The organism is Fodinicurvata fenggangensis DSM 21160 (genome assembly GCF_000686045.1).
GTDB classification, from domain to species: Bacteria; Pseudomonadota; Alphaproteobacteria; order Kiloniellales; family DSM-21159; genus Fodinicurvata; species Fodinicurvata fenggangensis.
Genome location: NZ_JMLV01000002.1, coordinates 352,621 through 378,544 on the forward strand (window position 1 = coordinate 352,621; position 25,924 = coordinate 378,544).

Genomic DNA, 25,924 nt, shown 5'->3' on the forward strand with positions numbered 1-25,924 from the left:
CGGGCTCCCGCTTTTGACTTGGACCGGGATGGCAGCGACGCAAGGAAAGTCTCCTTCCCCGCTTGTCTGCCCCGACCCCTGCCCTCCATATAAGGGGAAATGCCTCAGTGCGCAAAGGACAGCCATGAGCGAACAGCCCACAGCCCCGGAAAATCGACTTGCCGGAGAAACCAGTCCCTACCTGCAGCAGCATCGGCACAACCCCGTCGACTGGCACCCCTGGGGTCAGGAAGCACTGGGCAAGGCACGCCGCGAGAACAAGCCCATCCTGTTGTCGGTGGGCTATGCCGCCTGTCACTGGTGTCATGTCATGGCCCACGAATCCTTCGAGAATCCCCAGATCGCCGAGCAGATGAACCGCATGTTCGTCAACATCAAGGTGGATCGCGAAGAGCGGCCCGACCTGGACGGGATATACCAGTCCGCCCTGGCCCTGCTCGGCGAACAGGGCGGATGGCCCCTGACCATGTTTCTGACTCCCGAGGGAGAGCCTTATTGGGGCGGAACCTATTTTCCGGCGACAGCACGCTTTGGCCGTCCAGGCTTTACGGACGTGCTTCAGGCCATGTCCCAGGCCTATCACGACAAACCCGAAGCCGTGCAGCAGAATGTAGCGGCCCTGCGTGAAGCCCTGCAGAAGCTTTCGACTCCCCAAGCCGGCGAAGGCATTTCCCTTCAAGCCCATGACCTCGCAGCACGCAGCCTTGTTCGTCATGTCGACCCGGTGGAAGGGGGGTTGGGTGGCGCTCCCAAATTTCCCCAACCACCCATCCTGAAGCTGCTTTGGCTGGCCGGGCTCCGCAGCGGCCGGGACGAAGAGCGCAATGCCGTCCTAAGAACCCTGGAGCGCATGAGTCAGGGTGGAATTTACGACCACCTGGGCGGTGGCTACGCCCGTTATGCCACGGATGACAAATGGCTCGTCCCTCACTTCGAGAAGATGCTCTATGACAATGCCCAGATTCTCGATCTTCTGAACGAAGCCTGGAAGGAAACCGGACACAGCCTCTATGCAAAGCGCATTCACGAAACTGTGGACTGGCTGTTGCGCGAGATGATGGCCGAACGCGAACCGGGAGGAGCCGTTTGTGGCGGATTTGCCAGCTCACTCGATGCCGACAGTGAGGGAGAGGAAGGCCGCTTCTATGTTTGGAATGAAGCAGAAATCGACCGCATTCTCGGCACGGACAGTATGCTCTTCAAACAGGTCTATGATGTAAGTCCAGGCGGTAACTGGGAAGGAAAGACCATTCTCAACCGGTCAAGGCATTCTGAATTCCGTTCTGATGAAGAGGAAGAACAGCTTGCGCGCGCCCGGGAACGCCTTTTCAGAGAACGCAGCAAACGTGTCCGTCCTGGCTGGGACGACAAGGTTCTGGCGGACTGGAATGGATTGACCATCTCCGCCTTGGCGCGTGTCGGCTTCACCTTCGCCAAGCCTGAATGGCTGAAAGCGGCCCGAAACGCCTTTACCTTCGTACAGAACGAGATGTCCGATGGTGACCGGCTCTTCCATAGCTGGCGGCACGGCCAATTGCAGCACAAGGGCATGCTGGACGACTATGCACAGATGTCGGCTGCCGCCCTCACCCTCTACGAGATTACGGCGGAAGAATCCTTTCTGGCACAGGCTGAAAGCTGGGCGGAAACCGTTGAGGCCCATTTCAGGGACAAGGAGCATGGCGGATACTTCATTACGGCCGACGACAGCGACGACGTGGTCATGCGACCAAAGAACGCCCACGATAACGCCGCACCCTCGGGCAATGGCTCCCTGGCCGATGTTCTTGCACGGCTCTATCACCTGACGGGCCAGGAGCACTATCTCCACCGCTGCGAGGGGTTGCTTGCCGTATTTTCCGGGGAACTGGAACGCACCGTCTTTCCCTATGCCACGCTGCTGAATGGCGCCGTGATGCTTCAGGATGCCTTGCAGCTCGTCATATTCGGCGGTGCCGATGGGGCACGCAACGAACTGTTGGAAACCATCGCGGCCACCAGTGTCCCCAACCGGGTCATTCTGCAGCCTAAAAACCAGGACAAGCTGCCCTCCACCCACCCGGCAAACGGCAAGACAGCCATCGATGGACAGGAGACCGCTTATCTCTGCCGCGGCCAGCGGTGTTCACTGCCCTTGCAAGACAAAGCGAAGCTGCGCCAAGCTCTGCTTGAAGAACGCAAGGCGGCCCCGACGGACCTTTCCTTTTCGGCAAACACCTGAAACCTGAAAGACTTACCCCAATCATTCCAAGCAACGAGGAGAGCATTTCTATGACCGATGTGAAGATCACTTCCAAGGACGGCAGCGGCAGCTTCACTGGTTATCTGGCCAAGCCGAAGGAGACGTTAACGGCCGGGATTGTCGTCATCCAGGAGATTTTCGGCGTGAACAAGGTCATGCAGGACCTCTGTGACTGGCTGGCCGGTGAAGGCTATCTCGCCTGCTGTCCGGACCTCTTCTGGCGCCTCGAGCCCGGCGTCCAGCTGACCGACCAGACGGACGAGGAATGGCAACAGGCTTTCGGCTACATGAAACGCTTCGACCAGGACAAGGGCATCGAAGACCTTCAGTCCACCGTTGATTTCCTGAGAGACCACAAGGACTGCACCGGCAAGGTCGGTTCGATCGGCTACTGCCTGGGGGGTCGTCTGGCCTTCATGATGGCGACCCGTACGGACGCCGATGCCAATGTCAGTTACTATGGGGTTGGTCTGGATGACCTGCTGGGTGAAGCCGATTCCATCACCAAGCCGCTGATGCTTCATATTGCCTCGGAGGACGAGTTCTTTCCGGCCGAAGGCCGCGAAAAGGTACAGAAGGAACTGGCTGACCACCCCAGGGTCACGACCCACGTCTATCAGGGCAACAACCACGCCTTTGCCCGTGAAGGAGGAAAACACTACGACCCACAGGCGGCCGAGACTGCGAACAGCCGCACTCTGTCCTTCCTCAAGTCCAACCTGAGTTGATCGGAGGTTCAAGAACATGACCAAAGCCGTCCGCCTGTATGAGCATGGAGGCCCCGAGGTCTTCGTCTGGGAAGATGTGGACCTGCCCGCGCCCGGACCGGGTGAAGTGCGTCTGAAACACGCAGCCGTGGGATTGAACTATATCGATGTCTATCATCGAACCGGTCTCTATCCGACCGGGGAACCGCCGGTGACCATCGGTCTGGAAGGCGCCGGGACGATCCAGGCGGTCGGTGACGGCGTTGAGGAACTGAAAGAAGGGATGCGCGTAGCTTACGCATCTCCTCCCATCGGTTCCTATGCCCAGGAGCGCAACATGCCTGCGGATCGTCTGGTCCGCCTGCCCGATGGCATCGATGACCAGACGGCTGCTGCCATGATGTTGCAGGGCATGACGGTCCAGTACCTCATCCGCCGGACCTACCGTGTAAAGGCGGGCGAAACCGTGCTGTTCCATGCTGCTGCCGGGGGTGTCGGCCTGATCGCCTCTCAGTGGCTGAAGGCGCTGGGGGTCAAGGTCATCGGGACCGTGGGATCCGATGAGAAGGCAGAGTTGGCCAAGGCCCACGGCTGTACTCACACCATCAACTACCGGACCGAGGATTTCGTCGCCCGGGTGAAGGAACTGACACACGGTGTTGGCGTTCCAGTCGTCTATGATTCGATCGGCAAGGAAACCTTCGAAGCCTCGCTGGACTGCCTGCAGCCCATGGGAACAATGGTCTCGTTCGGCAACGCCTCCGGTCCCGTCGAAGCTTTCGATCTGGGCCTGCTGGCCGCCAAGGGTTCCCTGTTCGTGACGCGACCCTCACTGATGGCCTACACGGCCAAGCGAGCGGACCTGGTGGCCAGTGCAAACGAACTCTTTGAAGTCGTGCAATCGGGCGCGGTCAAGATCGAGATCAACCAGACCTATCCGCTATCGGAGACGGCGCAGGCACATCGTGACCTGGAGGCCCGGAAAACGACCGGCTCCACGATTCTGTTGCCGTAAGCCTGATAATCGAGCCGAGAAACCGGACAGGACAGGTGAGCGGCACCGGTCCTGTCCCCCTGGCGGCTTCCCATGATCGGGGACGGCCAGCCTACTGGTTCATGGAAGCGAAGAAATCGGCGTTGTTCTTGGACTGCTTCAGCTTGTCCAGCAGGAACTCCATGGAATCCACGGTTCCCATCGGCATCAGGATACGGCGCAGCACCCACATCTTTGAAAGGGTGTTCTTTTCCACAAGCATCTCTTCCTTGCGGGTGCCCGACTTGGCGATGTCGATGGCCGGGAAGGTCCGCTTGTCGGCCAGCTTGCGATCCAGGACGATCTCGGAGTTGCCAGTGCCCTTGAACTCCTCGAAGATCACTTCGTCCATGCGGCTTCCGGTGTCCACCAGGGCGGTGCCGATGATGGTCAGGCTTCCGCCCTCCTCGATGTTGCGCGCCGCACCGAAAAACCGCTTTGGACGCTGCAGGGCATTGGCATCCACACCACCTGTCAGGACTTTGCCCGAAGAGGGAACGACAGTGTTATAGGCACGCGCGAGCCGCGTGATGGAATCCAGCAGGATCACGACATCCTTCTTGTGCTCCACCAGACGCTTGGCCTTTTCGATCACCATCTCGGCGACCTGCACATGGCGCTGGGCCGGCTCGTCGAAGGTCGAGGAAACAACTTCACCCTTCACCGAGCGATCCATGTCGGTGACCTCTTCCGGACGCTCATCGATCAGCAGGACAATCATGTAGATATCCGGATGATTCGTCGCGATGGACCGTGCCAGGTTCTGCAGGATCATTGTCTTGCCGGTGCGCGGCGGCGCCACGATCAGTCCACGCTGTCCCTTGCCCAATGGCGTCGTCAGGTCGATCACGCGGCTTGTCATATCCCGGATCGTCGGATCCTCGACTTCCAGGTTCAGTTTCTCTTCCGGATAGAGCGGGGTCAGGTTGTCGAAATTGATCCGGTGACGGGTCGCTTCCGTCGGATCGAAATTGATCGAGTTGACCTTCAGAAGCGCGAAATAGCGTTCCCCGTCCTTCGGCGAGCGGATTTCACCCTCGACTGTATCCCCCGTCCGCAGACCGAAGCGGCGTACCTGGCTAGGGCTGACATAGATGTCATCCGGCCCGGGCAGGTAGTTGGACTCGGGACTGCGCAGGAACCCGAAACCATCTGGCAGCACCTCGAGAACGCCCGAGCCATAGATGGCAACGTCGTTCTCGGCCAATTGCTTGAGGATGGCAAACATCATGTCCTGCTTGCGCAGGGTGCCAGCGTTCTCGATTTCTAGCTCCTCGGCAAAGGCCAGGAGATCTGCCGGTGACTTGGCTTTGAGTTCTGCGAGATTCATTGTGGGTGCTCTGACGCGTGTTGGCTTGGGAGGCCGATGAGCGTTGAAGAAGTTCGCTCTGTCGCCGAATGGGAAGGATCAGTTGCCTTTATGGATCCGGAAACTGCGTCGATTGGCTCGACGTCACGCTCTACAGGGATCCGCATAATATTTTTGAAGGGAAATCGTCCAGGTGGTGAACCTGCACTTATCTGTAGTCTTATGCAACTGCCCTACACAAGTCAAGCCTTTGGCAAAGGCTTTCCTGCCTCAGAATGGCTTTGCAACAGCCAGCAGGACGATCAACACCATCAAGACAGTGGGAACTTCGTTCATGAAACGATAGAAACGCGCAGGATGACGATTTCGATCAGCCTCGAAATCCTTACGCCAGCGGGCCATGAAACCATGCATGGCGAACATGCCGACCAACAGCAGGATCTTGGCATGCAGCCAGCCCTGCTCGAAGATGCCGGGCGTTGCCAACAGAAGCAGCCCGAAAACCAGGCTGGCAATCATCGCCGGTGTCGTGATGGCCCTGAGCAGGCGGCGCTCCATCACCTTGAAGGTCTCGGACGTCTCGCTGTGCGGTTCCGTCCCGGCGTGATAGACAAACAGGCGCGGCAGATAGAGAAGACCGGCCATCCAGGCAATCACGGAGATGACGTGAAGCGCCTTGATCCAGGGATAGGCATCAGCGAGCCAGGGCATGGATTATCCTTTTCAAGCCTGTTCCTTCGTCTCGATCCAGCCTGAAAGCTCACGCTTCAGGAGTCCAGTCAACATATCAATGTGGGGCTTGCTGTCATTGAGGCAGGGTATGTAGGTGAATTGCTCTCCGCCGTTCTCCAGGAAGGTCTCGCGCAAGCCAATGTTCAGCTCTTCCAGCGTCTCCACACAATCGGCCGCAAAACCTGGACTGATGACAGCCAGGCGCCGGGTCCCCCCGCGTGCCAGTTCCGCCGTGGTGACATCCGCATAGGGCTGAAGCCATTCCTTGGGCCCGAAACGCGACTGGAAGACGATCTGCACAGGCGGTGCCGAGTTTCCGAGCCTCTCTCCGAGCAGACGGGCCGTTTTCTGACAGTGGCAATGATAGGGATCGCCCTTGTCCAGATTCTCGCGTGGCAGACCATGGAAGGATACGAGAAGCTTCTCCGGTTCCCAGGACAGGCTCTCCAGGTGTTTCCTCACGCTTCGGGCCAGAGCGTCAATATAATCAGATTCATCGTGGTAGGAAGGCGCGGTCCTCAGGCTTGGCTGCCAGCGCAGCTTCAGCTGCGCGCGGAAAACCTCGTCGCAAGCCGAGGCGGTTGTTGCCGCGCTGTACTGGGGATAGAGGGGAAATACCAGGATACGCCGGCAACCCGCCTCGTTCAGTCTGGCAAAGACGCTGTCGACACTCGGTGTTCCATAGCGCATGGCCCAGTCCACCACGATCCTGTCTCGTGTTTCCGGATCCTGTGAAAAGGACGCCGCAACCGCCTCTGCCTGGCCGCGTGTAATGGTGCGCAGAGGGGATTCGTTCTTCTCCCGGTTCCAGATCTTCTCGTAGGCTTCTCCGCTGCGTTGTGGCCTGCGGCTCAGGATAACACCTTGCAACAGTGGCTGCCAAAGAAGGGAGGGCAGCTCGATGACCCGCTTGTCACTCAGGAACTGGGAAAGGTATCGCCGCATGGAGCGGTAATCCGTTCCGCTTGGCGTTCCGAGATTGACAAGCAGGACCCCGATTTTGCCAAGCGCAATTTTCGGATGCCCGGCTGGAAAAGCTGTATCCTGCATGGTCGCCTTCCTGCTGTGGCTTGTCATATACACTCGAAAGCTAGGACGTTTCGCCTCACTGAAAAGTACGGCCGTCCTGCTGTGCGCTTTTGCCGCGAATGACCTGCATCATCCTGTCCACGTTCTCAGGCGGGGTCGTCTTGTCGATCCCATGACCCAGGTTGAAGACGAATGGACCCTTGCCCAGAACGCTCATCAATCGCCGTGTGGCCTCATCCAGAGCTGCCCCCCCGGCCATCAGGCAAGCCGGGTCCAGATTGCCCTGCAGCGTCACATGGGGCTGCAAGTTGTCCCTGGCCCACTCCAGGGGGACCGAACTGTCCAGTGACAGGGCCTGGGCCCCGCTTTCCCTGGCACATTCCTGATAGAGGACCCCCGCTCCCCGTGGAAAGAAGATGACCGGAACGTCGGGACAGTCCTTTCGAACCTTCTCGATGATACGCCGGGACGGTGAAAGCGACCACCGCCGAAATCCTTCATCGGGCCAAATTCCTGCCCAGGAATCGAAGAGCTGAACGGCCTCTGCACCCGCTGCGACCTGTTGGATCAGGTATTCACTGGTCACTTCAACCAGAAGATCTATCAGTTTTCCGAAGCCATCGGGATCACGATAGGCCCAAAGCCTGGACTTGAAGAAATCACGGCTGGAACCTCCCTCGATCATGTAGCTGGCTACGGTCCAGGGAGCACCGGCAAACCCGAGACGGGTAACATTTTCCGGCACGGATTTCCGCAAGCGTTTGAGGGTTTCGTAGATCGGCTGCAGTCCTTCGTGAAAGGCCGCACTGGAGAGCCGAGACAGATCGGCGGTCTCATCCAGGGGTTCCAGGCGTGGACCGATGCCTTCCTCGAACCAAAGCTTCTGCCCCAGGGCCTGGGGAACGACCAGGATATCCGAGAACAGGATAGCCCCATCCAGTCCATAACGGCGAATGGGCTGGAGAGTCACTTCCTCGGCCAATTCCGGTGTCATGCAGAGATCGAGAAAACTGCCGGCCTGGCTCCTGAGCTTCCGATATTCGGGCAGATAGCGCCCCGCCTGGCGCATCATCCAGACTGGCGGCGGATCGAGGGTTTTCCCTTTGAGGGCACGGAGTAGAGGTTTCAATCAGAGATCCACTTAGCTGAGAGCCAGGAGAAAAGGATCCACAGTTCTAATATCAATTATATTATTAAGAAAGGAATCTGGAGTCGTTGTAGGATGGGGGAAAGCTGGGGATTATTTTTCATCAACAGATCCATCCACAGCTTGGCATGGGTTACCAGAAACCGTGATTATCTGAGGACAGATCTGGGAAGAATCATCTGACAGGCGCTATTTCCAGGCCGTTTGAGAGCACTGTGGAGAAGGTGGATAAAACAGGTCGATGATCGAGAAGACAGGGATCCATCCACTGAATGGATATGGATCTGACTGGATGATCAACAGGGAACAACCCTTCGCATGGAATCTCCTGCTATGCGTATGCTTTTCCGGTAGGCTTTGATTGCGTAAAGGTTATCCCCATAATCCCCTTTCTATCCCCTTGGGTGCGCCTGTGACATGACCCTGCATCACCATCTTCACCTGGTCTCCGATTCCACCGGAGAAACCGTCAACTCCGTTGCCCGAGCCTGTGTGGCCCAGTTCGAAGGCATTGAACCTCAGGAACATATCTGGACTCTGGTCCGCACGCGGGGACACGTGGAAAAGATTGTTCAGCACATACGTCACGAACCCGGGCCTGTCGTCTATACGATGGTGGACGAGGGATTGCGCCGCCTTCTGGAGGAAAATTGCCGGGCCATAGGTGTTCCCTGCGTGGCGGTTCTGGATCCGGTCATTCGTGCGCTTGGCTTGCACTATGAACGAACCAGTGTGGGCCGACCTGGCAAGCAGCACACACTCGACAGTGAGTATTTTGATCGTATCGAGGCCATGAATTTCGCACTGGCCCACGATGACGGGCAGCTGAATGAAGATCTGAAAACAGCGGATGTCGTGCTGGTCGGTGTATCGCGCACGTCAAAGACACCGACCTGCGTCTACCTGGCGCAGAGAGGCGTACGTGCTGCCAATGTCCCCTATGTTCCGGGCGTTCCCCTGCCGGACGCACTGTTTCAGCTGCAGGGGACGCTGATAATAGGCTTGACGAAGGACCCTGCGAGACTGGTCGATATCAGGAAAAGCCGGCTGCGTGTCATGAACGACCGGGAGGAAGCAGGGAAGTATGCAGATATCGAAGCCGTCACGGAGGAGGTCAAGGAAGCCCGGCGCCTCTATGCGCGTCACCACTGGCCGGTTATCGATGTCACGCGGCGTTCGATAGAAGAAACCGCGGCGGCCATACTGACCCTGTATCAGCGCCATCGAGCAAAGGCCGCCGAATGACGCAAGCCGCTCCCTTCATGAAGCCGGATGGAGAGTTATTGGTTCTGGCCTCGGCGAGTCCGGCCCGTCGCCAATTGCTGGAGAATGCCGGTTTGTTGCTGGACCACCAGGCGGCAGCAGTCGATGAAGCGGAGTTCAAGGATTCCCTGGCGGCAGAAGGGGCGACGGCCTTGCAGACAGCCGAGACACTCGCCGAATTGAAAGCAGGCCGGGTCAGCCGGATGTGGCCCGGCGCGCTTGTTATCGGCGCCGACCAGATGCTCGACTGCAATGGAACCTGGTTTGACAAACCCCGGGACAGGGATCATGCCGCCGCGCACCTCAGAACCCTGGCCGGACGTATGCACACCCTTGAAACTTCAGTCTGTGTGGTGCGTGACGGGGAACGCCTCTGGCACCAAAACGAGACCGCCAGGTTGACGATGCGCGACTTTGGCGACTCATTTATCAATACCTATCTTGCAGCGGCAGGAGACACTGTCCTGGGATCTGTCGGTGGATACTGTCTGGAAGGCCAGGGTGTTCATCTTTTCAGCCGCGTGGAGGGGGATTTCTTCACAATCCTGGGGCTTCCACTGCTACCTTTGCTGGGTTATCTGCGCCAACGAGGAGCAATATCGGGATGAATCTTACGGGAAGAAGTCGCCTTGCCGGAGTGCTGGGCTGGCCGGTCGGTCATTCCCGGTCTCCGCGCTTGCACAATCATTGGCTGGAACGCTACGGCATCGATGGAGCGTATGTACCCTTGCCAGTACGGCCCGAAAGCTTTGCTTCGGCCGTCACGGCACTGGCAAACTTTAGTTTTCTCGGGGCAAACGTGACGGTTCCGCACAAGGAAGCGGCCCTTCGCGTCTGTGACGAGGTAACCAGCAGCGCGCGCCGGATCGGTGCTGTGAATACATTGTTCTTCCAGGATGAGCGTATCCTGGGTGACAACACCGATGCCTATGGATTCATACAGAACCTCTTCGAAGGCTGCCCAGAATGGCAGGCAACCATCGGGCCTGCTGTCATCCTGGGCGCCGGCGGTGCAGCCCGGGCGCTCTGTGTTGCGTTGCTGGATGCCGGGGCACCGGAAATCCTGATTGCCAATCGTACGCGTACACGTGCCGAGAAGCTGGCCGACAGCCTGTCCCAGGATCCGGGCGGTGAACGTCTCAGGATCGTCGAATGGGGACAGTGGTCGGACGTTCTTTCCGGTGCGAACCTGTTGGTCAATGCCACGAGCCTGGGAATGACGGGGCAGCCCCCGCTGGAAATCAATCTGACGTCTCTTCCCAGAAATGCCTTGGTCAATGATATTGTCTATGTGCCCCTGGAAACGGAACTGCTGGTTCGTGCGCGTGAACAGGGCAATCGGGTTGTGGATGGACTTGGCATGCTGCTGCATCAGGCTGTTCCCGGATTTGCCGGCTGGTTCGAACGGACGCCCGAAGTGGATGAGGAATTGCGACGCTTCGTGCTGGAGGAATAATGCAGGTCCTCGGGCTTACGGGGTCCATCGGCATGGGCAAGACGACCGCAGCTGGAATGTTGCGCCGTCTGGGGCTTCCTGTGCATGACGCAGACCAGGCTGTTCATCGCCTGTTTGCCAAGAGTGGCCGCGCCGTCGAACCGGTGAGCCGGCATTTCCCGGACGTCCTCGTGGATGGCGCCGTCGACCGCAAGCGTTTGGGCGAGCGTGTCTTTGCCGATGACGCAGCGTTACGTCTTCTGGAATCCCTGGTTCATCCCTTGGTTCGGCAGGAAGCGCTGGATTTCCTGAAGCGGCATCGCCGACGGAGGTCTCCCCTCGTGGTCCTGGATATTCCCCTGCTCTATGAGACGGGCGGCGATGACCTCTGCGACCATGTCATTGTCGTCAGTGCGCCATTGCGCATACAAAGGCAAAGGGTTCTGAAGCGCCCTGGCATGAACGAGGAAAAATTTCGCGCCGTTCTGGCCCGGCAGTTGCCTGATGCCCTGAAACGTCGTCGGGCGGACTATGTGATTCAGACGGGATTGGGCAAGGCGCTGACTTTCCGGCAGCTGGCCCGCCTCGTGCGCAAGCTGCGCCGGCGAGAACGTGAGAGAATCAGAGACAAGACAGGAAGCATCCATGCGTGAAATTGTTCTGGATACGGAAACCACGGGCCTGGATCCGGATGCCGGGCACAGGATTATCGAGATTGGCTGTGTCGAACTGGATAATCACGTTCCGACAAACAACAATCTGCAACTCTATATCAATCCGCAGCGGGATATTCCCGAAGAGTCCTTCAAGGTGCACGGACTGAGCCTGGACTTCCTGAACGACAAGCCCCTGTTCGGCGAGGTTGTGAAGCAGTTCCTGGAATTCATCGCGGATGCGAAGCTCGTAATTCACAACGCCGAATTCGATCTGAAGTTCCTCAACGCGGAACTGGCCCGCAGCGGTCATGCGCCCATTCCCACTGATCGAGCCATCGATACGGTACAGATTGCGCGCCGCCGCTTTCCTGGAGCCCAGGCCAGCCTCGATGCACTCTGTCGCCGCTTCGAGATCGACCTGTCGGAACGCAGCCTGCATGGCGCACTCCTGGACTGCCAATTGCTGGCCGCCGTTTACCTGGAATTGATGGGCGGGCGCCAGCCAGGCCTTGTTCTGGCCGATGACAAGGCATCTGCTGCTGCGTCAGAAGCGCTGCGCGCCGCTCGCCCTCACCGTGCACCGCGTCCGCATACGGCAAGTTCCGCGGAAGAAGAGGCCCATGCGCGCATGCTGGAAAAACTCAAGGATCCCATCTGGACCCGGTAATGGGGTCTAACAGGTGCCGGACGTCGTAAACGGATCGAGGGCAGTCCCCAACAGGCACTGCCCTCGATGGTCCGGACCCACATCAGGCCTGAGTATCTCAGGCCTGGGTATCGTCGCCGTTGCCTTCGGCAGCACCGTTTCCGGACTGTTCCTTGGCGGCAGCTTCACGCGCCTTCCGTTGGCGATAGAGCTGGACGAAGTCCACAGGATTGATCAGCACAGGCGGGAAGCCGCCTTCGCGTGTGGTGTCGGCAACGGCACGCCGTGCGAAGGGGAACAGCATGCTGGCGCAATCTATGAGGAGCACCTGCTCGACGCGCTCGTCCGGAACCGCCTGGCCAACGGTGACTACACCGGCATATTCCAGTTCGACGACGAAGGCTGTGCGCTCGTCTTCCTCGGTTTTCTGCTTGGCCGTAACCTTCAGATTCAGCACCACCTCGTAGATGCGGTCCTGAAGCGGGCGTGCACCGACATTGAGCTGGATATCCAGGTTGGGCGACTGCCCCATGTTGGTCAGGATGGTCGGGGCATTCGGACTTTCGAACGAAAGATCCTTCAGGTACTGCACATGGACGACAAGCGGAGATTCCTTGTTGCCCTGCTGCTGGTCCTGGGGATTTGCACCGGCCGGTGCTGCGCCGGGAGTGGTATCGTTCATGAGAGGCCTCTTGATCTGGGCTGGAGAATACGCGGATTTTCGTGAAACAAGTGCCGGTTGGCTAGCATGGAAGCGGTCACGGGCACAAGCACACAGCGTGCCGGTCCTAGCGGACCCATTTGCTGCCGCCTCCGCCGCGTTTCGAAGGATCGGAATCCTGCTCGTCCGTCAGTTCCTTGGGGGATGAGCCTTCCTGCTGGGGGTCGTCCTCGTTCGTGACGTCCACGTAATCGGCATCGATGGTCTGGTCATCACGTTTGTGGCGATAGGCTGCGTGGCCCTGCGCTGACATGCTGTGGACAGTGATGTTGCGCCCCAGGAACCGGCGCAGCCAGGTCCGGAAGATGGGTATGAACAACAGAAGCCCGATGGCATCGGTGAAGAAGCCCGGGACCAGCAGCAGGACACCAGCGATCCCGAGACAGAACGCGTCGAAGAGTTCTCGTGCCGGCAGTTCTCCGCGGTCCATTTCCGTTCGGGCGCGGCTCAGGGTTGCCAGCCCCTGGATGCGCAGCATCGTCGTCCCGGCAAGTGCGGTCAGGACGATGGCAGCCAGAGTTGGCCAGAGTCCGATCCAATCCCCGACCTCTATGAAAAGTGCGATTTCAATCAGGGGAATGGCGATAAAGGCGATGAGTATATAAAGGGCCATGCTTGTTCTTTCCTTGATGCTCCCCTATGTACTGGGGTAGAGACCAAAGGATGACAAGGTCTGTTGCTTGTTTCACACATGCGGATCGGCACAGGGGACGCTCGGTGAGGCCGGCCGCTCCCGCTCAGACCTGCGCCGGTCATGAACAGGATATCTGATGGGCGAAGGCTTTCAACTACTCGACATTATTCTTTTCGCAGCGATAGCGGCCTTTCTTATCCTGCGCTTACGTTCCGTCCTGGGTCGGCGAAACGGGGACGACTCACGTCCAGACGTTGATCCCTTCAAGCAGAACGAGGAAAATCAAACGGCCCGAAAGAAAGGCCCTGCTGGCGAGGACAAGGTGGTTCACCTGCCCAATCAGAAAGGCCAGCAGCAGTCCCAGGAAGATCAGCAAACCGAGTTCCGTACGGAAGGGCCCGCCGCTGCCGGCTTGACCCAGATCAAGCTGGCGGACAGCTCGTTCGACGAACAGAGCTTTCTGGAAGGCTCTCGCGCTGCCTTCGAAATGATTGTTTCCGCCTTTGCTGCCGGGGATCGGGAAACCCTGCGCAGTCTGCTGGCCGATCAGGTCTACGAGGACTTCTCTAAGGCGATCGACGAGCGCGAGAAAAACAACGAGAGCCTTCAGACCACCATTGTCAGTATCAAGTCGGCCGATATCGTGGACGCCCGGCTGGAGAACCGTGTCGCCTCCATCGATGTCAAGTTCGTCAGTGAGCAGATCAATGTGACCCGTGACGAAGAAGACCGCATCATCGAGGGCGATCCGAACGAAATTATCAATGTGACCGACATCTGGACCTTCGAACGCAACACGCGCAGCCGGGATCCGAACTGGGCGCTGAGCGCCACGGAAAGCCCGACCTGATCCAGACAGAGGAGCTTCTTTCCGTGAGCTGTTCCGCATGATTTCCCTACGTGCGCTTGTCCCTGTCGTCTTCGGCGCCCTGATCCTTGCCTCCTGCCAGGCGCCCTTGGACAAGCCGGCGGAAGAGAAGCCCCTTGCCCCAGATGAGGCAGAAGCCGATTTCGTCCCGGCGCGCTTTTCCGATCTTTCCGGCTGGCAGCAGGACAACCTGCTGGAGGCCCTGCCCGCCCTGCGTCGCTCCTGCCAACGCCTCCAGACACAGCCTTCGGAACGCGAGCTTGGTCCGGAGGGCAAGGCCGGGACAATTGCCGACTGGGAAAAGGTCTGCCGCAGCCTTCAGGACAGAACTTTCACCGATGACAGGGATTTGCGTGTTTTCCTGGAGCAGCAGTTCCATCCCTTTTACGTCGAGGCCCGACCGGCACAGGAAGGTCTCTTTACCGGCTATTACGAAGCGGAAATCCGGGCTTCGCGGCAGCCGGGAAACGGCTATGACGTGCCGCTCCATGCACCGCCGGAAGACCTGATCACAGCCGATCTGGGTGCTTTTGAGACCGAGCTTTCCGGGAAACGACTGGTCGGGCGCGTTTCGGGAAACAGTTTCGAGCCCTATCATTCGCGCAGCGAGATCGCCGAAGGTGCGCTGCAGGGCAAGGCGGATGTCGTGCTCTGGGCCGATGATCCCGTGGATGCCTTCTTCTTGCACATACAGGGCTCAGGAGTGGCCACACTTCCGGATGGAACGCGCCAGCGCGTCGGCTTTGCGGGATCGAACGGACACCCCTTCTATGCCATCGGACGAGCCCTGATCGAGAAAGGGGCTGTGTCCCGCGCAGAAGCCTCCATGCAGGCAATCCGGACGTGGCTGGATGAAAATCCGGAGCAGGCCCGTGCCCTGATGCAGAGGAATGCACGTTACATCTTCTTCCGCGAAATCGATGAAGAAGGTCCCATCGGCGCCCAGGGGGTTCCCCTGACTGCCGGGCGGTCCCTGGCCGTGGATCGCAATTTCCTGCCGCTGGGTGTACCGCTTTGGCTGGAAACCTACTGGCCCAACAGCAACGATGCGCTCAACCGACTGATGGTGGCCCAGGATACGGGCAGTGCGATCACAGGGCCAGTGCGCGGAGACTTCTTCTGGGGTAGCGGCGAAGCCGCTTTCGAAAGGGCAGGCCGCATGAAGGAACCGGGCCGCTATTGGATTCTTCTGCCGCGCAGTGTTGCCGAACGGCGTGGCGTTGATATCGCCGGCGCTTCGGGAAACTGACCTCTTCCCTTGCTTGCCTTTTCCAAGTGGTCATACCATTGTTCAGGCAAGGAGAATGAGCGTGTCCATGAAACAAGAATCGGCGGCGCAGCCGGCATCGAACGGAAACCCTGCCCGAGAGAAGCAACCAAATCCGCGTGTAGGCTTGTTCATCACCTGTCTGGTGGACCTGTTCCGACCCACGGTGGGCTTTTCCGCTGTTGCCCTGCTTGAGGACGCCGGCTGTACAGTCGAGGTCCCTCAGGCCCAGACCTGCTGTGGACAGCCGGCCTACAATTCTGGTGATCGTGAAGACGCGCGCGCCATTGCACGTGCCACCGTCAAAGCCTTTCAGGGCTTCGACTATGTGGTTGCCCCCTCCGGATCCTGTGCGGCCATGATCCGTGAACACTATCCCCGCCTGTTCCGCGACGCGCCCGATCTGCTTCCGGAAGTCGAAGCACTGGCCGGCCGGACACACGAGCTGACGTCTTTCTTGGTGGATGTCTGCAGGTACCGCCCCAGCAGCCAGCATCTCGAAGAAAGCGTGACCTATCACGACGGCTGTTCCGGCCTGCGGGAACTGGGCGTTTCCGCTCAACCGCGCCAGCTTCTTCAAGCTGTGGAATCGCTGGAGTTGAAGGAATTGCAAGACCGGGAGGTTTGCTGCGGCTTTGGCGGGACCTTTTGTGTGAAGTATCCTGACATTTCCAATGCCATGGTCCAGGACAAGAGCAAGGCGGTCCAGGAAAGCGGTGCAGAGATGCTTCTAGCCGGGGAACTGGGCTGTTTGATGAACATTGCGGGAAAATTGCGCCGACAGGGATCGGAAATGCAGGTCCGCCATGTGGCGGAAGTCCTGGCGGGACAACTTGAGGCGCCGTCGATCGGTTCGTCGGATGCGGAGGCCGCCTCCCGAATGCAACGCAGGAGCCGCTAGCAGCCCATGGAATCGACCAGCCGCAACTTCAAGGATAACGTCCGCCACGCCCTTACTGACGACCAGCTTCAAAGGGCCATGAGCAACGTCAAGCGGAACTTTATCGACAAGCGCCTTGCCGCTGTCGAGAAGCTTCCTGAATTCGAAGAGTTGCGCGAGGCGGCACGGGCCGTGAAGGATCACGCCCTGGCCCATCTGGACCATTACCTGGAACGCTACGAAGCCCGGGTCCGCGAGGATGGTGGCCAGGTACACTGGTGTGCGACGGCCGAGGAAGCCCGTACAGCCATCCTGGAGATCTGTCAGCGACAGGGCGCACGCAGCGTTACCAAGGGAAAATCCATGGTGGCCGAAGAGATCGGCCTGAACGATTTCCTGGAAGAACGGAATATTGTCCCGGTGGAAACGGACCTGGGGGAATACATCATCCAGCTGCGCCATGAAGCCCCCAGTCATATCATTGCCCCGGCCGTCCATCTCAACAAGGAACAGGTTGCGGATGATTTTCGTCGGGAGCACAAGGACCTGCCCGGCGACCGGGATCTCAGCCAGCCGGGCCAGCTGGTGGAAGAAGCCCGCGGGATGTTGCGCCAGCGCTATCTGGATGCCGATGTGGGCATTACCGGCGCCAATCTTCTGATCGCCGAGACGGGCAGTAGCGTGATCGTCACCAACGAGGGCAATGGCGACCTGACACAGTCCCTGCCCCGGGTGCATATCGTGATCGCCAGCATCGAGAAGGTGGTTCCGACGCTGGAAGATGCGTCGACAATTCTGCGCCTTCTGGCCCGCTCGGCCACGGGCCAGGAATTCTCAAGCTATACGACCTTTTCCACAGGACCACGCCGGGCCGAGGATGCCGACGGGCCGGATGAATACCATGTGATCCTTCTGGACAACGGTCGCTCGGCCATGCTGGGAAGCGAGTTCGAGGAAATGCTGCGCTGTATCAAGTGCGGCGCCTGTATGAACCACTGCCCGGTTTATCATGCGATCGGCGGGCACGCCTATGGCTGGGTCTATCCCGGCCCCATGGGCGCGGTCCTGACGCCAGCCCTGACCGGGGTCGAGCAAGCCGGGCATTTGCCGAACGCGTCCAGCTTCTGCGGACGTTGCGAGGCGGTCTGCCCCATGAAGATTCCCCTGCCCAAGATGATGCGGCATTGGCGTGAACAGGAATACGAGCGTCACCTGACGCCGGCAGCGGCGCGCAGGGGCCTGTCGCTCTGGGCCTATTTTGCGCGCAGGCCGGCGCTCTATCATGCGGCGACACGTCTAGCGATGCCATTGCTGGGTCTGCTGGGCCGACGCCGCGGGCGCTTTGCACGCCTTCCACTGGCCTCGGGTTGGACCGATTATCGTGATCTGCCGGCGCCCGAAGGGGCCACGTTCCAGCAGCTCTGGGCCCGGCAACGTCGTAGCGGGAAAACGACGGAGGCCAGGACGTGACAGACAGCAGGGCGCGCATTCTCGATCAGATCCGACGCAGTCGGGCTGCGGTTCAGGATGATGTGGTGGATCATCGGCTGGCAGAGCATCCACGCGGTCCGACCCCGGCACGTGGGCAGCTGTCCGCAGAAGATCGCCTCGCACTCTTTATCCAGCAGGCCACCGCCGTGGATGCCACGGTTACGCGGCTTCAGGCGTTCCAGGAGATCCCTCGAGAAGTCGCAAACTACTTGCGGGAACGAAACCTGCCGGCCACCCTTCGGATGGCCCCAGACAGGAAACTGACCGATCTGCCCTGGTCGAACCAGGCGTCGGGCCTGGACGTCCAGGCCGGCTGTGCCGAGGCCACGGATGCCGTTTCCTTGGTTCCGGCCTTTGCCGCTGTGGCGGAAACCGGCACCCTGGTCCTGCATTCCGGGGCCGAACGCCCGACGGGTCTGAACTTTCTGCCTGATACACACATCGTTATGCTTGAGGCGCGGGATATCGCCGGTACCTACGAACAGGTCTGGGACCGCTTGCGGGCGCAGAACGATGGACGACTGCCGCGCACCGTCAACATGATAACCGGGCCTTCGCGCACTGCTGACATTGAACAGACGATTCAACTTGGTGCACATGGACCGCGACGGTTACATATCCTCGTTGTCGGAGATCCAGAGGATTGATCAGCCATGTCCCGTCGGGGAAAAACGGGCCTCAGTCGTGAGGAAGCGCGGCTCTGGCAGCATGTGGTGCGGGATGCACATCCCCTGCCAGAACGCATGCGCCTGAAGGGCTCCGCGGCAACGACACTCTCCGACGACGCTGCCAAGGATGATGGCGATTCATCCAGCCAAAAACAGGCCCCGGCTAAGAAGCTGTCCAATCCCCCACCGCGCAAGGTCAGCCGCGCGCCTTCAAGCACGCGCTCGGAACTGTCTCATGGTGCTGTTGCCGGCCTTGACCGCCGCTCGGCCGAGCGCATGCGCCGTGGAAAAATGCCCATCGATGCCCGGCTGGATTTGCATGGACTGGGCCAATTGGATGCGCACAGCCAATTGGACAGCTTCCTTGCCCGGGCCCATGCCCAGGGCCTGCGGTGTGTTCTCGTCATTACCGGCAAGGGACGTTTCAGCGAGGAGGGCGGAGTCTTGCGCAAGCAGGTGCCGAAGTGGCTGAATCTCCCCGCCAACCGTGAACGAGTACTGGCCTTCGACTATGCGCGTCCACAGCATGGTGGCTCAGGCGCGCTTTACATTCTTTTGCGCCGCCAGCGCGAGAACCGGGAGTCGCGCAGATGACGCCTTTCGGAGCCGAATTGCGGAGAATAAGGAGGGAGCGGGGACTGACACTCAAGGAAATGGCGTCAGGCCTGGAAATTTCACCAGCCTATCTCTCTGCACTGGAACATGGTCACAGGGGGCGGCCGAGCCTGCGTTTCGTCCATGCCGTCTGTCAGTATCTCGGCATCATCTGGGACGAGGCTGAAGCACTCGAGCGCCTGGCAGCCCTGTCTCATCCGCGCGTGACCATAGACACAGCGGGCCTTTCCCCTGCCGCCACGGAGCTGGCAAACCGCCTGTCGGAGACGGTTTCAAGCTTGCCACAAGAGCGTATAGACGCCCTGCTCGCCGTCATGCAGGAGGCAGAAGAAACAGCTCAGACCCGCTCGGACGCCGGACTTCAGGACTCCAATTGACTGGCCAGCGTGATCTCGGCCTTCATTAGCTTGGAGACAGGGCACCCCGACTTGGCGCGTTCGGCAGCCGCATCGAAGTTCGCCTGGCTGGCGCCTGGAACCTTGGCTTTCACATCCAGATGGATCTTGGTGATGGCGAAACCGCCTTCGACCTGGTCCAGCGTGACAGCAGCCCGGGTTTCGACGCTTTCGGGGGACATGCCGTCGCCATCCAGTTCATTGGACAGTGCCATCGAGTAGCAACCCGCATGCGCGGCTGCAATCAACTCTTCGGGGTTGGTTCCCTTGCCGTCTTCGAATCGTGTGGCGAAGGAATAGGGGTTATCGTCAAGGACACCACTGTCACTGGAAATGCGGCCCTTGCCGTCCTTGAGATTTCCATTCCATACGGCGGACGCGTTTCTGCTTTTCATGGACAAGCTCCCTTCTCTTTATCCGTTTGCAAGACCGATGTGGGACGCTTGGGGTTCGATGTCCAGGAAAAAGAAGTACATAGAATATATCTTTAAGCCTGCCTCAGTCCCTCAGGTCCTCGAAGAATTCCTTTACGCGGGAAAAGAATCCGTGGCTTTCAGGATGGTGGCGATCGCTATCCTCTCCGGATTCCTCGCGGAACTCTTCCAGCAATTCGCGTTGACGCTTGGTCAGATTGACCGGAACCTCGACGGAGACCTGGATATAGAGGTCGCCCTTGGCATTGGACCGTAGGACCGGCATGCCCTTGCCCTTCATGCGGAACTGGGTCCCGGACTGCGTGCCGGCCGGGACGGTCAGCTTGGCCCGCCCGCCATTCATGGTCGGAACCTCGATCTCACCACCCAGTGCTGCCGTTGTCATGGGCACGGGGACGCGGCAGAAGAGGTTTGCGCCGTCGCGCTGGAAAAAGCGGTGGGGCTTCAGGGACAGGAAGATATAAAGATCGCCCGGCGGTGCGCCGCGCAATCCGGCTTCGCCCTCGTTGGCAAGACGGATGCGGGTGCCGTCCTCGACACCGGCCGGAATATTGACCTGCAGGGTCTTTTCCTGCTGTTGCCGGCCGACGCCGTCACAGTCATCACAGGGGTCCTCGATCACCTTGCCCTGGCCGTGGCAACTGGGACAGGCGCGTTCAATGGTGAAGAAACCCTGCTGCATGCGCACACGCCCACGGCTGCCGCAGGTCGGGCAGGTAACCGGTTTCGAGCCCGGTTGCGCCCCTGAGCCATCGCAGGTCTCGCAACTGACCCAAGTGGGAATGTGAATCTGGGTGTCCTTGCCGTTGAAGGCGTCTTCCAGCGTGATTTCCAGGTCATAACGCAGGTCCGCGCCATGCGGGGCGCCGCCACCGCCACGGCGGCCACCGCCCATCATGTCGCCGAACATCTCGTCGAAGATATCGGCAAATCCCTCGAAACCACCGAAGCCACCGCCTCCGCCGGGACGACGACCGCCGCCCTGCTCGAAAGCGGCATGTCCGAAACGGTCATAGGTGGCGCGGCTGTCCGCGTCCTTCAGGACCTCATAGGCCTCGCTGGCTTCCTTGAACTTGACCTCGGCATCACTGTCCCCCGGATTGCGGTCCGGGTGGTACTTCATGGCCAGTTTGCGGTAGGCCTTCTTGATTTCGTCGTCACCGGCGTCACGACTGACGCCCAGGATTTCATAGTAATCACGTTTTGCCATGGTTCAGGTTGCGCTGTCCCCTTGGGCGTTCCGATTTTCGGGAAAACAAAAGACGACGGGGCCGTCAAACGGCCCCGTCGTGATTTTCTGATCAGGCAGACTTGCCCTTCTTGTCGTCGTCGACTTCCTCGAAGTCGGCGTCGACGACACTGTCGTCATCCTGACTTCCCGAGTCCGCGGCTTCACCGTCTGCCGCGGCTCCGTCACCCGGAGCGGCACCGCTGCCATCCTCGGTGTCGTACATGGCGGCCCCGACCTTCATGGAAGCCTGGGCCAGCGCCTCGGTCTTCTCCTTGATGGCCTCCAGGTCTTCGCCGTCCTTGACTTCCTTCAGGTCGGCAATGGCCTGTTCCACTTCGGACTTGGCCGTGGCATCGACTTTGTCCCCGCTTTCGCTGAGAGTCTTCTCCGTGGTGTGGATCAGGCTTTCGGCGTTGTTGCGGGCGTCGATGAGCTCGCGCTTCTTTTTGTCGGCCTCGGCATTCTCCTCGGCCTCCTTGACCATGCGCTCGATGTCCTCTTCGGCCAGACCGCCGGAGGCCTGGATACGAATTGTCTGCTCCTTGTTGGTGGCCTTGTCCTTGGCCGAGACATTCACGATGCCGTTGGCGTCAATGTCGAAGGTCACCTCGATCTGCGGGACACCACGCGGTGCGGCCGGAATGCCCACCAGGTCGAACTGACCCAGCATCTTGTTGTCCGCAGCCATTTCGCGCTCACCCTGGAAGACCCGGATGGTCACGGCGGTCTGGTTGTCCTCCGCCGTCGAGAAGACCTGGGACTTCTTGGTCGGGATCGTGGTGTTGCGCTCGATCAGCTTGGTCATGACGCCGCCCAGGGTCTCGATACCCAGGGACAGTGGGGTCACGTCCAGCAGCAGGACATCCTTCACGTCGCCCTTCAGGACGCCGCCCTGGATGGCCGCGCCGATGGCAACCACTTCGTCCGGGTTGACGCCGCGGTGGGGGTCCTTGCCGAAGAAGTTCTTCACGTTCTCGATGATTTTGGGCATGCGGGTCATGCCGCCGACCAGGATCACCTCGTCGATCTCGCCGGCGCTGACACCGGCATCCTTCAGGGCCGCCTTGCAGGGCTCGATGGTGCGCTTGACCAGGTCATCCACCAGGGCTTCCAGCTTGGCGCGGGACAGCTTGATGTTCAGATGCTTCGGTCCCGAGGAATCGGCCGTGATGAACGGCAGGTTCACTTCGGTCTGGGTGCTGCTGGACAGCTCGATCTTTGCCTTCTCGGCGGCTTCCTTCAGGCGCTGCAGGGCCAGCTTGTCCTGGCGCAGGTCGATGCCCTGCTCCTTCTTGAACTCGTCGGCCAGGTACTCGATGATCTTGCTGTCGAAGTCCTCACCACCCAGGAAGGTGTCGCCGTTGGTGGACTTCACCTCGAAGACGCCGTCACCGATTTCCAGGACCGAGACGTCGAAGGTACCACCACCCAGGTCATAGACCGCGATGGTGCCGGAGGTCTTCTTGTCCAGGCCGTAGGCTAGCGCTGCGGCCGTCGGCTCGTTGATGATACGCAGGACTTCCAGCCCGGCGATCTTGCCGGCGTCCTTGGTCGCCTGACGCTGGGCGTCGTTGAAATAGGCCGGGACGGTGATGACCGCCTGCTCGACCTTTTCACCCAGATGGTTTTCCGCGGTTTCCTTCATCTTCTGAAGAATCTGGGCGGAGATCTGGCTGGGGCTGTACTTCTCGTCGTTCACCTGGACCCAGGCGTCGCCGTTCGGGCCCTCCACGATCTTGTAAGAGACAAGATCCTTGTCCTTCTTCGTGGTCGGGTCGTCATAGCGCCGGCCAATGAGTCGCTTGATGGCGAAAAGGGTGTTTTCCGGGTTGGTGACCGCTTGGCGCTTGGCCGGCTGGCCGACCAGTGTGCCGTCTTCGGAGAAGGCCACCATGGAAGGCGTGGTGCGTGTGCCTTCCGCATTCTCGATCACCCGTGCGTCCTTGCCGTCCATGACGGCCACGCAGGAGTTCGTTGTTCCGAGGTCGATACCGATAACTTTGCTCATTTACATCCTCTCTTTCGCAGCAGACTTGTGAGACAGCCTCATAAAGCGCCGTCCCTAGTCCCTTGGAGGTTTGGCCCGGAGGGGACCATCAAACCTGTTGATTTACCAAATGGCGGCGAATGCCGCCTACGTTCGCATATATAAGGCTTTCGCCCCAGCCTACAAGGCGGGCTGCGGCTTTCTTCTTCGGCTTGCCACGCTTCCGGAAGGGGGGCAGGATGACCCCATGTTCTACAGGAACCGTCCTCCCTTCCCCAACAATGGCATATATCTGACCATCCTATGGTTGATGGTGGCAAATATTGTGGTTGGTGCCCTGCTTGCTCTTTTTGGTGAAAGGCTTCTCGACAGTCCTGCAGCCAGCCAGTTCGGAACGGGCCTCATGCTTGTTGCTGGTGCCCTTTATTTCTTTTTCCGCTGGCTGGGCATCCGCGAGGCGAGGCGCCGCCTTCAAGATAGCCCCGACCCACAGAGCCAGGAGACTCCGCAGGACCGGGATCAGGACCAGCCCCCATCCAGGGGTCGGTCCTGATCCCTGTGTTGAGTGGGTCAGGCCTGGGTGTCCACCTGGCCGCCCGGGCCGCCGTTCTGGCCACCGCCCTTCGAGACGGCAACCCTGGCAGGGCGTAGCAGGCGGTCGTGCAACACGTAACCCGGTTCGAAGACCTGCGAGACCGTGCCCGCGGGGCGTTCGGGATCCTCGATCTCGACCATGGCCTCGTGATAGTGCGGGTTCAGGCGCTCGCCAACGGGATCGATCCGCTTGATGTGGTTCTTCTCGAAGGCTTCCAGCAGGGACTTCTCGGTCATCTCAACCCCGGTCACGAGGCTCTTGAGATGCTCGTTCTGCTCGATGGCCTCTGCGGGAACACTTTCGAGGGCGCGCCGCAGGTTGTCGGCCACGGACAGAAGGTCCTTGGCGATGCCGCTGGCCGCATACTTGGCGGCCTCGTCACGGTCCTTGCGCGCGCGATTGCGGGTGTTCTCCGCATCTGCCATGGACCGTAGCAACTGCTCCTTCAGAGCAGCGACTTCGGCCCGCAGGGCATCTGTCTCGTCGAGTTCATTGTCGCCCGGAGGCACTTCGCCGATATCCTCATTCGCCGCGATTTCCGGTTCGACAGTCTCGTCACCCTCGGCTGTCTTGCCCTGTTCGGCGAGATTCTCTTCCGTAGGAGTCTGTGTCGTTTCTGATTGCTGGGGACGTTTTGCCATGAGTCCTTTCCGAATAACTGTAACTGTTTCAGCCTGATTATCTGTGTGAATGACCCGGCTGTTTTAAGGGGTCAGCCGATCAAGCGGCCGATGACCTTGGCCGTGTAGTCGACCATTGGAATGATCCGGGCATAGTCGATCCGCGTCGGACCGATCACGCCAATGGCGCCCACGATCTGCTGTCGGCTGTTGTTGTAGGGTGCGACGACCATGGAGCATCCGGCCATGCCGAACAACTCGTTTTCCGCACCGATAAAGATCTGGACACCTTCCGCGTCGTCGGCCAGGTCGAGCAGACGCAGCAGAGCCTCCTTCTTTTCCAGGGCGGTGAAGAGCTGACGGATATGTTCCAGGTCTTCCAGGGCCTGGACATCACTGAGCAGCTGGGCCTGGCCCCGCACGATCAGGGCGCCACCACTGGTGTTGTCTGCCCAGGTGGCCAGCCCGGCCTCGACCACGCGCGAGGTCAGCTCATCCAGCCTGGCCCGTTGGGCCTCCATCTCCTGGCTGACGATCTGCCGGGTTTCCTCAAGGGTGCGACCGCGCAGATGCGCCGAAAGGAAATTGGAAGCTTCGACCAGGGAGGAAGGTGGCAGGCCGACCGGCACGTCGATCACGCGATTTTCGACATTTCCGGACTCGCCCACCAAGACCACCAGCGCCCGACCCGGGCCCAGGGAGACGAACTCGATGTGCTTCAGGGTGTCGTCCTGCTGCTTTGGCGCCAACACCAGTCCAGCACAGTGGGAAAGGTCCGAGAGAAGCGTGGTCGCTTCCTCCAGGACCTGCGACAGGGAACGGCCCGAGGCGGCACACTTCCCCTCGATGATCTCGCGCTCGTCCTGGCCGATGTTCCCGTGCTCCAGAAGACCATCCACATAGAGGCGCAGGCCCTGTTCCGTCGGCAGGCGACCGGCCGAGGTGTGCGGCGCCATCAGCAGACCCAGATCTTCCAGGTCGGCCATGACGTTACGGACCGTGGCCGGCGAAAGGTCCAGGCCCATGTTGCGCGAGAGGGTGCGTGAGCCGACGGGCGCCCCGGTCTCTACATAGGCATCGACGATCATGCGCAGGATTTCGCGCGAACGCTCGTTCAACGCGCCCAGTTCGGGGCGGTCGGCTAGGGACTTTGATGGACGCCTGGACATGGATGTCATGACTGCGAGTATACCGGATAAAATCAGTTGTCCGAGGGGATTATTCCACCCGGTTTGCACATTCCCCAGCATTTAATCCCTGATCACAGCGGTTTCAACGGCTTGGATGCGGCTGGACGGCCTTCTGTCGAAGCGTTAGGT

26 protein-coding genes are annotated in these 25,924 nt (G+C 59.8%); 15 read left to right on the forward strand and 11 right to left on the reverse strand.

Translation table 11 applies throughout. The features are described 5' to 3' along the window. Positions 1-124: 124 nt before the first annotated feature. From BP38_RS19060 to BP38_RS0104850, 3 genes are read left to right on the forward strand one after another with little or no spacing between them, the layout of a single operon-like run. Positions 125-2,221, forward strand: coding sequence for a thioredoxin domain-containing protein (locus BP38_RS19060; RefSeq protein ID WP_035723609.1), 2,097 nt, complete (start codon positions 125-127; stop codon positions 2,219-2,221). A gap of 50 nt (positions 2,222-2,271) precedes the next feature. Then, positions 2,272-2,970 carry a dienelactone hydrolase family protein gene (locus BP38_RS0104845; RefSeq protein ID WP_026986813.1) on the forward strand — a complete coding sequence of 233 codons (699 nt, stop codon included), beginning with the start codon at positions 2,272-2,274 and terminating at the stop codon, positions 2,968-2,970. Positions 2,971-2,986: 16 nt separating this feature from the next. After that, complete coding sequence (locus BP38_RS0104850; protein ID WP_026986814.1) at positions 2,987-3,964, forward strand: quinone oxidoreductase family protein; 978 nt, start codon at positions 2,987-2,989, stop codon at positions 3,962-3,964. A gap of 91 nt (positions 3,965-4,055) precedes the next feature. Here the strand turns inward: BP38_RS0104850 and rho are convergent, their stop codons facing one another. From rho to hemE, 4 genes are all read right to left on the reverse strand, one after another. Next, positions 4,056-5,312, reverse strand: a complete 1,257-nt coding sequence (gene rho / locus BP38_RS0104855; RefSeq protein WP_026986815.1) for a transcription termination factor Rho — start codon at positions 5,310-5,312, stop codon at positions 4,056-4,058. Positions 5,313-5,561: 249 nt separating this feature from the next. Continuing rightward, on the reverse strand, positions 5,562-6,002 hold the full coding sequence (gene hemJ, locus BP38_RS0104860) for a protoporphyrinogen oxidase HemJ (RefSeq protein WP_026986816.1): 441 nt from the start codon (positions 6,000-6,002) through the stop codon (positions 5,562-5,564). Positions 6,003-6,014: 12 nt separating this feature from the next. Then, positions 6,015-7,073, reverse strand: a complete 1,059-nt coding sequence (gene hemH / locus BP38_RS0104865) for a ferrochelatase (RefSeq protein WP_026986817.1) — start codon at positions 7,071-7,073, stop codon at positions 6,015-6,017. 55 nt (positions 7,074-7,128) lie between these two features. Continuing rightward, on the reverse strand, positions 7,129-8,181 hold the full coding sequence (hemE, locus tag BP38_RS19065) for a uroporphyrinogen decarboxylase (protein ID WP_051608979.1): 1,053 nt from the start codon (positions 8,179-8,181) through the stop codon (positions 7,129-7,131). Positions 8,182-8,616: 435 nt separating this feature from the next. Here hemE and BP38_RS0104875 point away from each other — a divergent pair, with 435 nt between their 5' ends. From BP38_RS0104875 to dnaQ, 5 genes are read left to right on the forward strand one after another with little or no spacing between them, the layout of a single operon-like run. Next, positions 8,617-9,444: a pyruvate, water dikinase regulatory protein gene (locus BP38_RS0104875; RefSeq protein ID WP_026986818.1), complete on the forward strand. Its 828-nt coding sequence runs from the start codon at positions 8,617-8,619 to the stop codon at positions 9,442-9,444. After that, positions 9,441-10,070: a Maf family protein gene (locus BP38_RS0104880; RefSeq protein WP_081816457.1), complete on the forward strand. Its 630-nt coding sequence runs from the start codon at positions 9,441-9,443 to the stop codon at positions 10,068-10,070. The genes BP38_RS0104875 and BP38_RS0104880 overlap by 4 nt, the downstream gene beginning before the upstream one ends. After that, positions 10,067-10,918 carry a shikimate dehydrogenase gene (locus tag BP38_RS0104885; RefSeq protein ID WP_026986820.1) on the forward strand — a complete coding sequence of 284 codons (852 nt, stop codon included), beginning with the start codon at positions 10,067-10,069 and terminating at the stop codon, positions 10,916-10,918. The genes BP38_RS0104880 and BP38_RS0104885 overlap by 4 nt, the downstream gene beginning before the upstream one ends. Then, on the forward strand, positions 10,918-11,550 hold the full coding sequence (gene coaE / locus BP38_RS19070) for a dephospho-CoA kinase (protein ID WP_051608980.1): 633 nt from the start codon (positions 10,918-10,920) through the stop codon (positions 11,548-11,550). The genes BP38_RS0104885 and coaE overlap by 1 nt, the downstream gene beginning before the upstream one ends. After that, positions 11,543-12,220, forward strand: coding sequence for a DNA polymerase III subunit epsilon (gene dnaQ / locus BP38_RS0104895; protein WP_026986821.1), 678 nt, complete (start codon positions 11,543-11,545; stop codon positions 12,218-12,220). Before coaE ends, dnaQ begins: the two co-directional genes overlap by 8 nt. Before the next feature lie 97 nt (positions 12,221-12,317). On the opposite strand, the gene secB is transcribed toward dnaQ, so the two are convergent. Together secB and BP38_RS0104905 are read right to left on the reverse strand one after the other, a co-directional pair. Continuing rightward, positions 12,318-12,881 carry a protein-export chaperone SecB gene (gene secB, locus BP38_RS19075; protein ID WP_081816458.1) on the reverse strand — a complete coding sequence of 188 codons (564 nt, stop codon included), beginning with the start codon at positions 12,879-12,881 and terminating at the stop codon, positions 12,318-12,320. A gap of 106 nt (positions 12,882-12,987) precedes the next feature. Beyond that, positions 12,988-13,533, reverse strand: a complete 546-nt coding sequence (locus tag BP38_RS0104905; RefSeq protein WP_026986822.1) for an FxsA family protein — start codon at positions 13,531-13,533, stop codon at positions 12,988-12,990. Between the two features lie 157 nt (positions 13,534-13,690). Here BP38_RS0104905 and BP38_RS0104910 point away from each other — a divergent pair, with 157 nt between their 5' ends. The 7 genes from BP38_RS0104910 to BP38_RS0104940 all read left to right on the forward strand — a co-directional run bounded on the left by BP38_RS0104910 (position 13,691) and on the right by BP38_RS0104940 (position 19,720). Then, the gene (locus tag BP38_RS0104910) at positions 13,691-14,404 is read left to right on the forward strand and encodes a Tim44/TimA family putative adaptor protein (protein ID WP_026986823.1); all 714 of its coding nucleotides are present in this window, start codon (positions 13,691-13,693) and stop codon (positions 14,402-14,404) included. A 37-nt stretch (positions 14,405-14,441) separates the two neighbouring features. Further along, a complete protein-coding gene (gene mltA, locus BP38_RS19080) occupies positions 14,442-15,671 on the forward strand; it encodes a murein transglycosylase A (RefSeq protein ID WP_051608981.1) in 1,230 nt (409 codons plus the stop codon). A 67-nt stretch (positions 15,672-15,738) separates the two neighbouring features. Continuing rightward, positions 15,739-16,590 carry a (Fe-S)-binding protein gene (locus tag BP38_RS19085; protein ID WP_051609034.1) on the forward strand — a complete coding sequence of 284 codons (852 nt, stop codon included), beginning with the start codon at positions 15,739-15,741 and terminating at the stop codon, positions 16,588-16,590. Between the two features lie 6 nt (positions 16,591-16,596). Then, positions 16,597-18,039 (forward strand): LutB/LldF family L-lactate oxidation iron-sulfur protein, encoded by a 1,443-nt coding sequence (locus BP38_RS0104925; RefSeq protein ID WP_026986824.1) that lies wholly within the window; start codon positions 16,597-16,599, stop codon positions 18,037-18,039. Beyond that, positions 18,036-18,707 (forward strand): LutC/YkgG family protein, encoded by a 672-nt coding sequence (locus tag BP38_RS0104930; RefSeq protein WP_026986825.1) that lies wholly within the window; start codon positions 18,036-18,038, stop codon positions 18,705-18,707. Before BP38_RS0104925 ends, BP38_RS0104930 begins: the two co-directional genes overlap by 4 nt. Positions 18,708-18,713: 6 nt before the next feature. Further along, complete coding sequence (locus BP38_RS0104935; RefSeq protein ID WP_026986826.1) at positions 18,714-19,322, forward strand: Smr/MutS family protein; 609 nt, start codon at positions 18,714-18,716, stop codon at positions 19,320-19,322. After that, positions 19,319-19,720, forward strand: coding sequence for a helix-turn-helix domain-containing protein (locus tag BP38_RS0104940; RefSeq protein WP_026986827.1), 402 nt, complete (start codon positions 19,319-19,321; stop codon positions 19,718-19,720). Before BP38_RS0104935 ends, BP38_RS0104940 begins: the two co-directional genes overlap by 4 nt. Here the strand turns inward: BP38_RS0104940 and BP38_RS0104945 are convergent. The 5 genes from BP38_RS0104945 to hrcA form a co-directional block, all read right to left on the reverse strand. Then, on the reverse strand, positions 19,705-20,133 hold the full coding sequence (locus tag BP38_RS0104945) for an OsmC family protein (protein WP_026986828.1): 429 nt from the start codon (positions 20,131-20,133) through the stop codon (positions 19,705-19,707). The two genes, BP38_RS0104940 and BP38_RS0104945, sit on opposite strands and share 16 nt — an antisense overlap. A 103-nt stretch (positions 20,134-20,236) precedes the next feature. Then, positions 20,237-21,382 (reverse strand): molecular chaperone DnaJ, encoded by a 1,146-nt coding sequence (dnaJ, locus tag BP38_RS0104950; RefSeq protein ID WP_026986829.1) that lies wholly within the window; start codon positions 21,380-21,382, stop codon positions 20,237-20,239. Between the two features lie 91 nt (positions 21,383-21,473). Next, positions 21,474-23,411, reverse strand: coding sequence for a molecular chaperone DnaK (gene dnaK, locus BP38_RS0104955; RefSeq protein ID WP_026986830.1), 1,938 nt, complete (start codon positions 23,409-23,411; stop codon positions 21,474-21,476). A 549-nt stretch (positions 23,412-23,960) separates the two neighbouring features. Beyond that, positions 23,961-24,626 carry a nucleotide exchange factor GrpE gene (grpE, locus tag BP38_RS0104965; RefSeq protein WP_026986832.1) on the reverse strand — a complete coding sequence of 222 codons (666 nt, stop codon included), beginning with the start codon at positions 24,624-24,626 and terminating at the stop codon, positions 23,961-23,963. Between the two features lie 71 nt (positions 24,627-24,697). Beyond that, entirely contained in the window at positions 24,698-25,774 is a 1,077-nt protein-coding gene (hrcA, locus tag BP38_RS0104970) for a heat-inducible transcriptional repressor HrcA (protein WP_051608982.1), read from the reverse strand. Between the last annotated feature and the right edge of the window lie 150 nt (positions 25,775-25,924).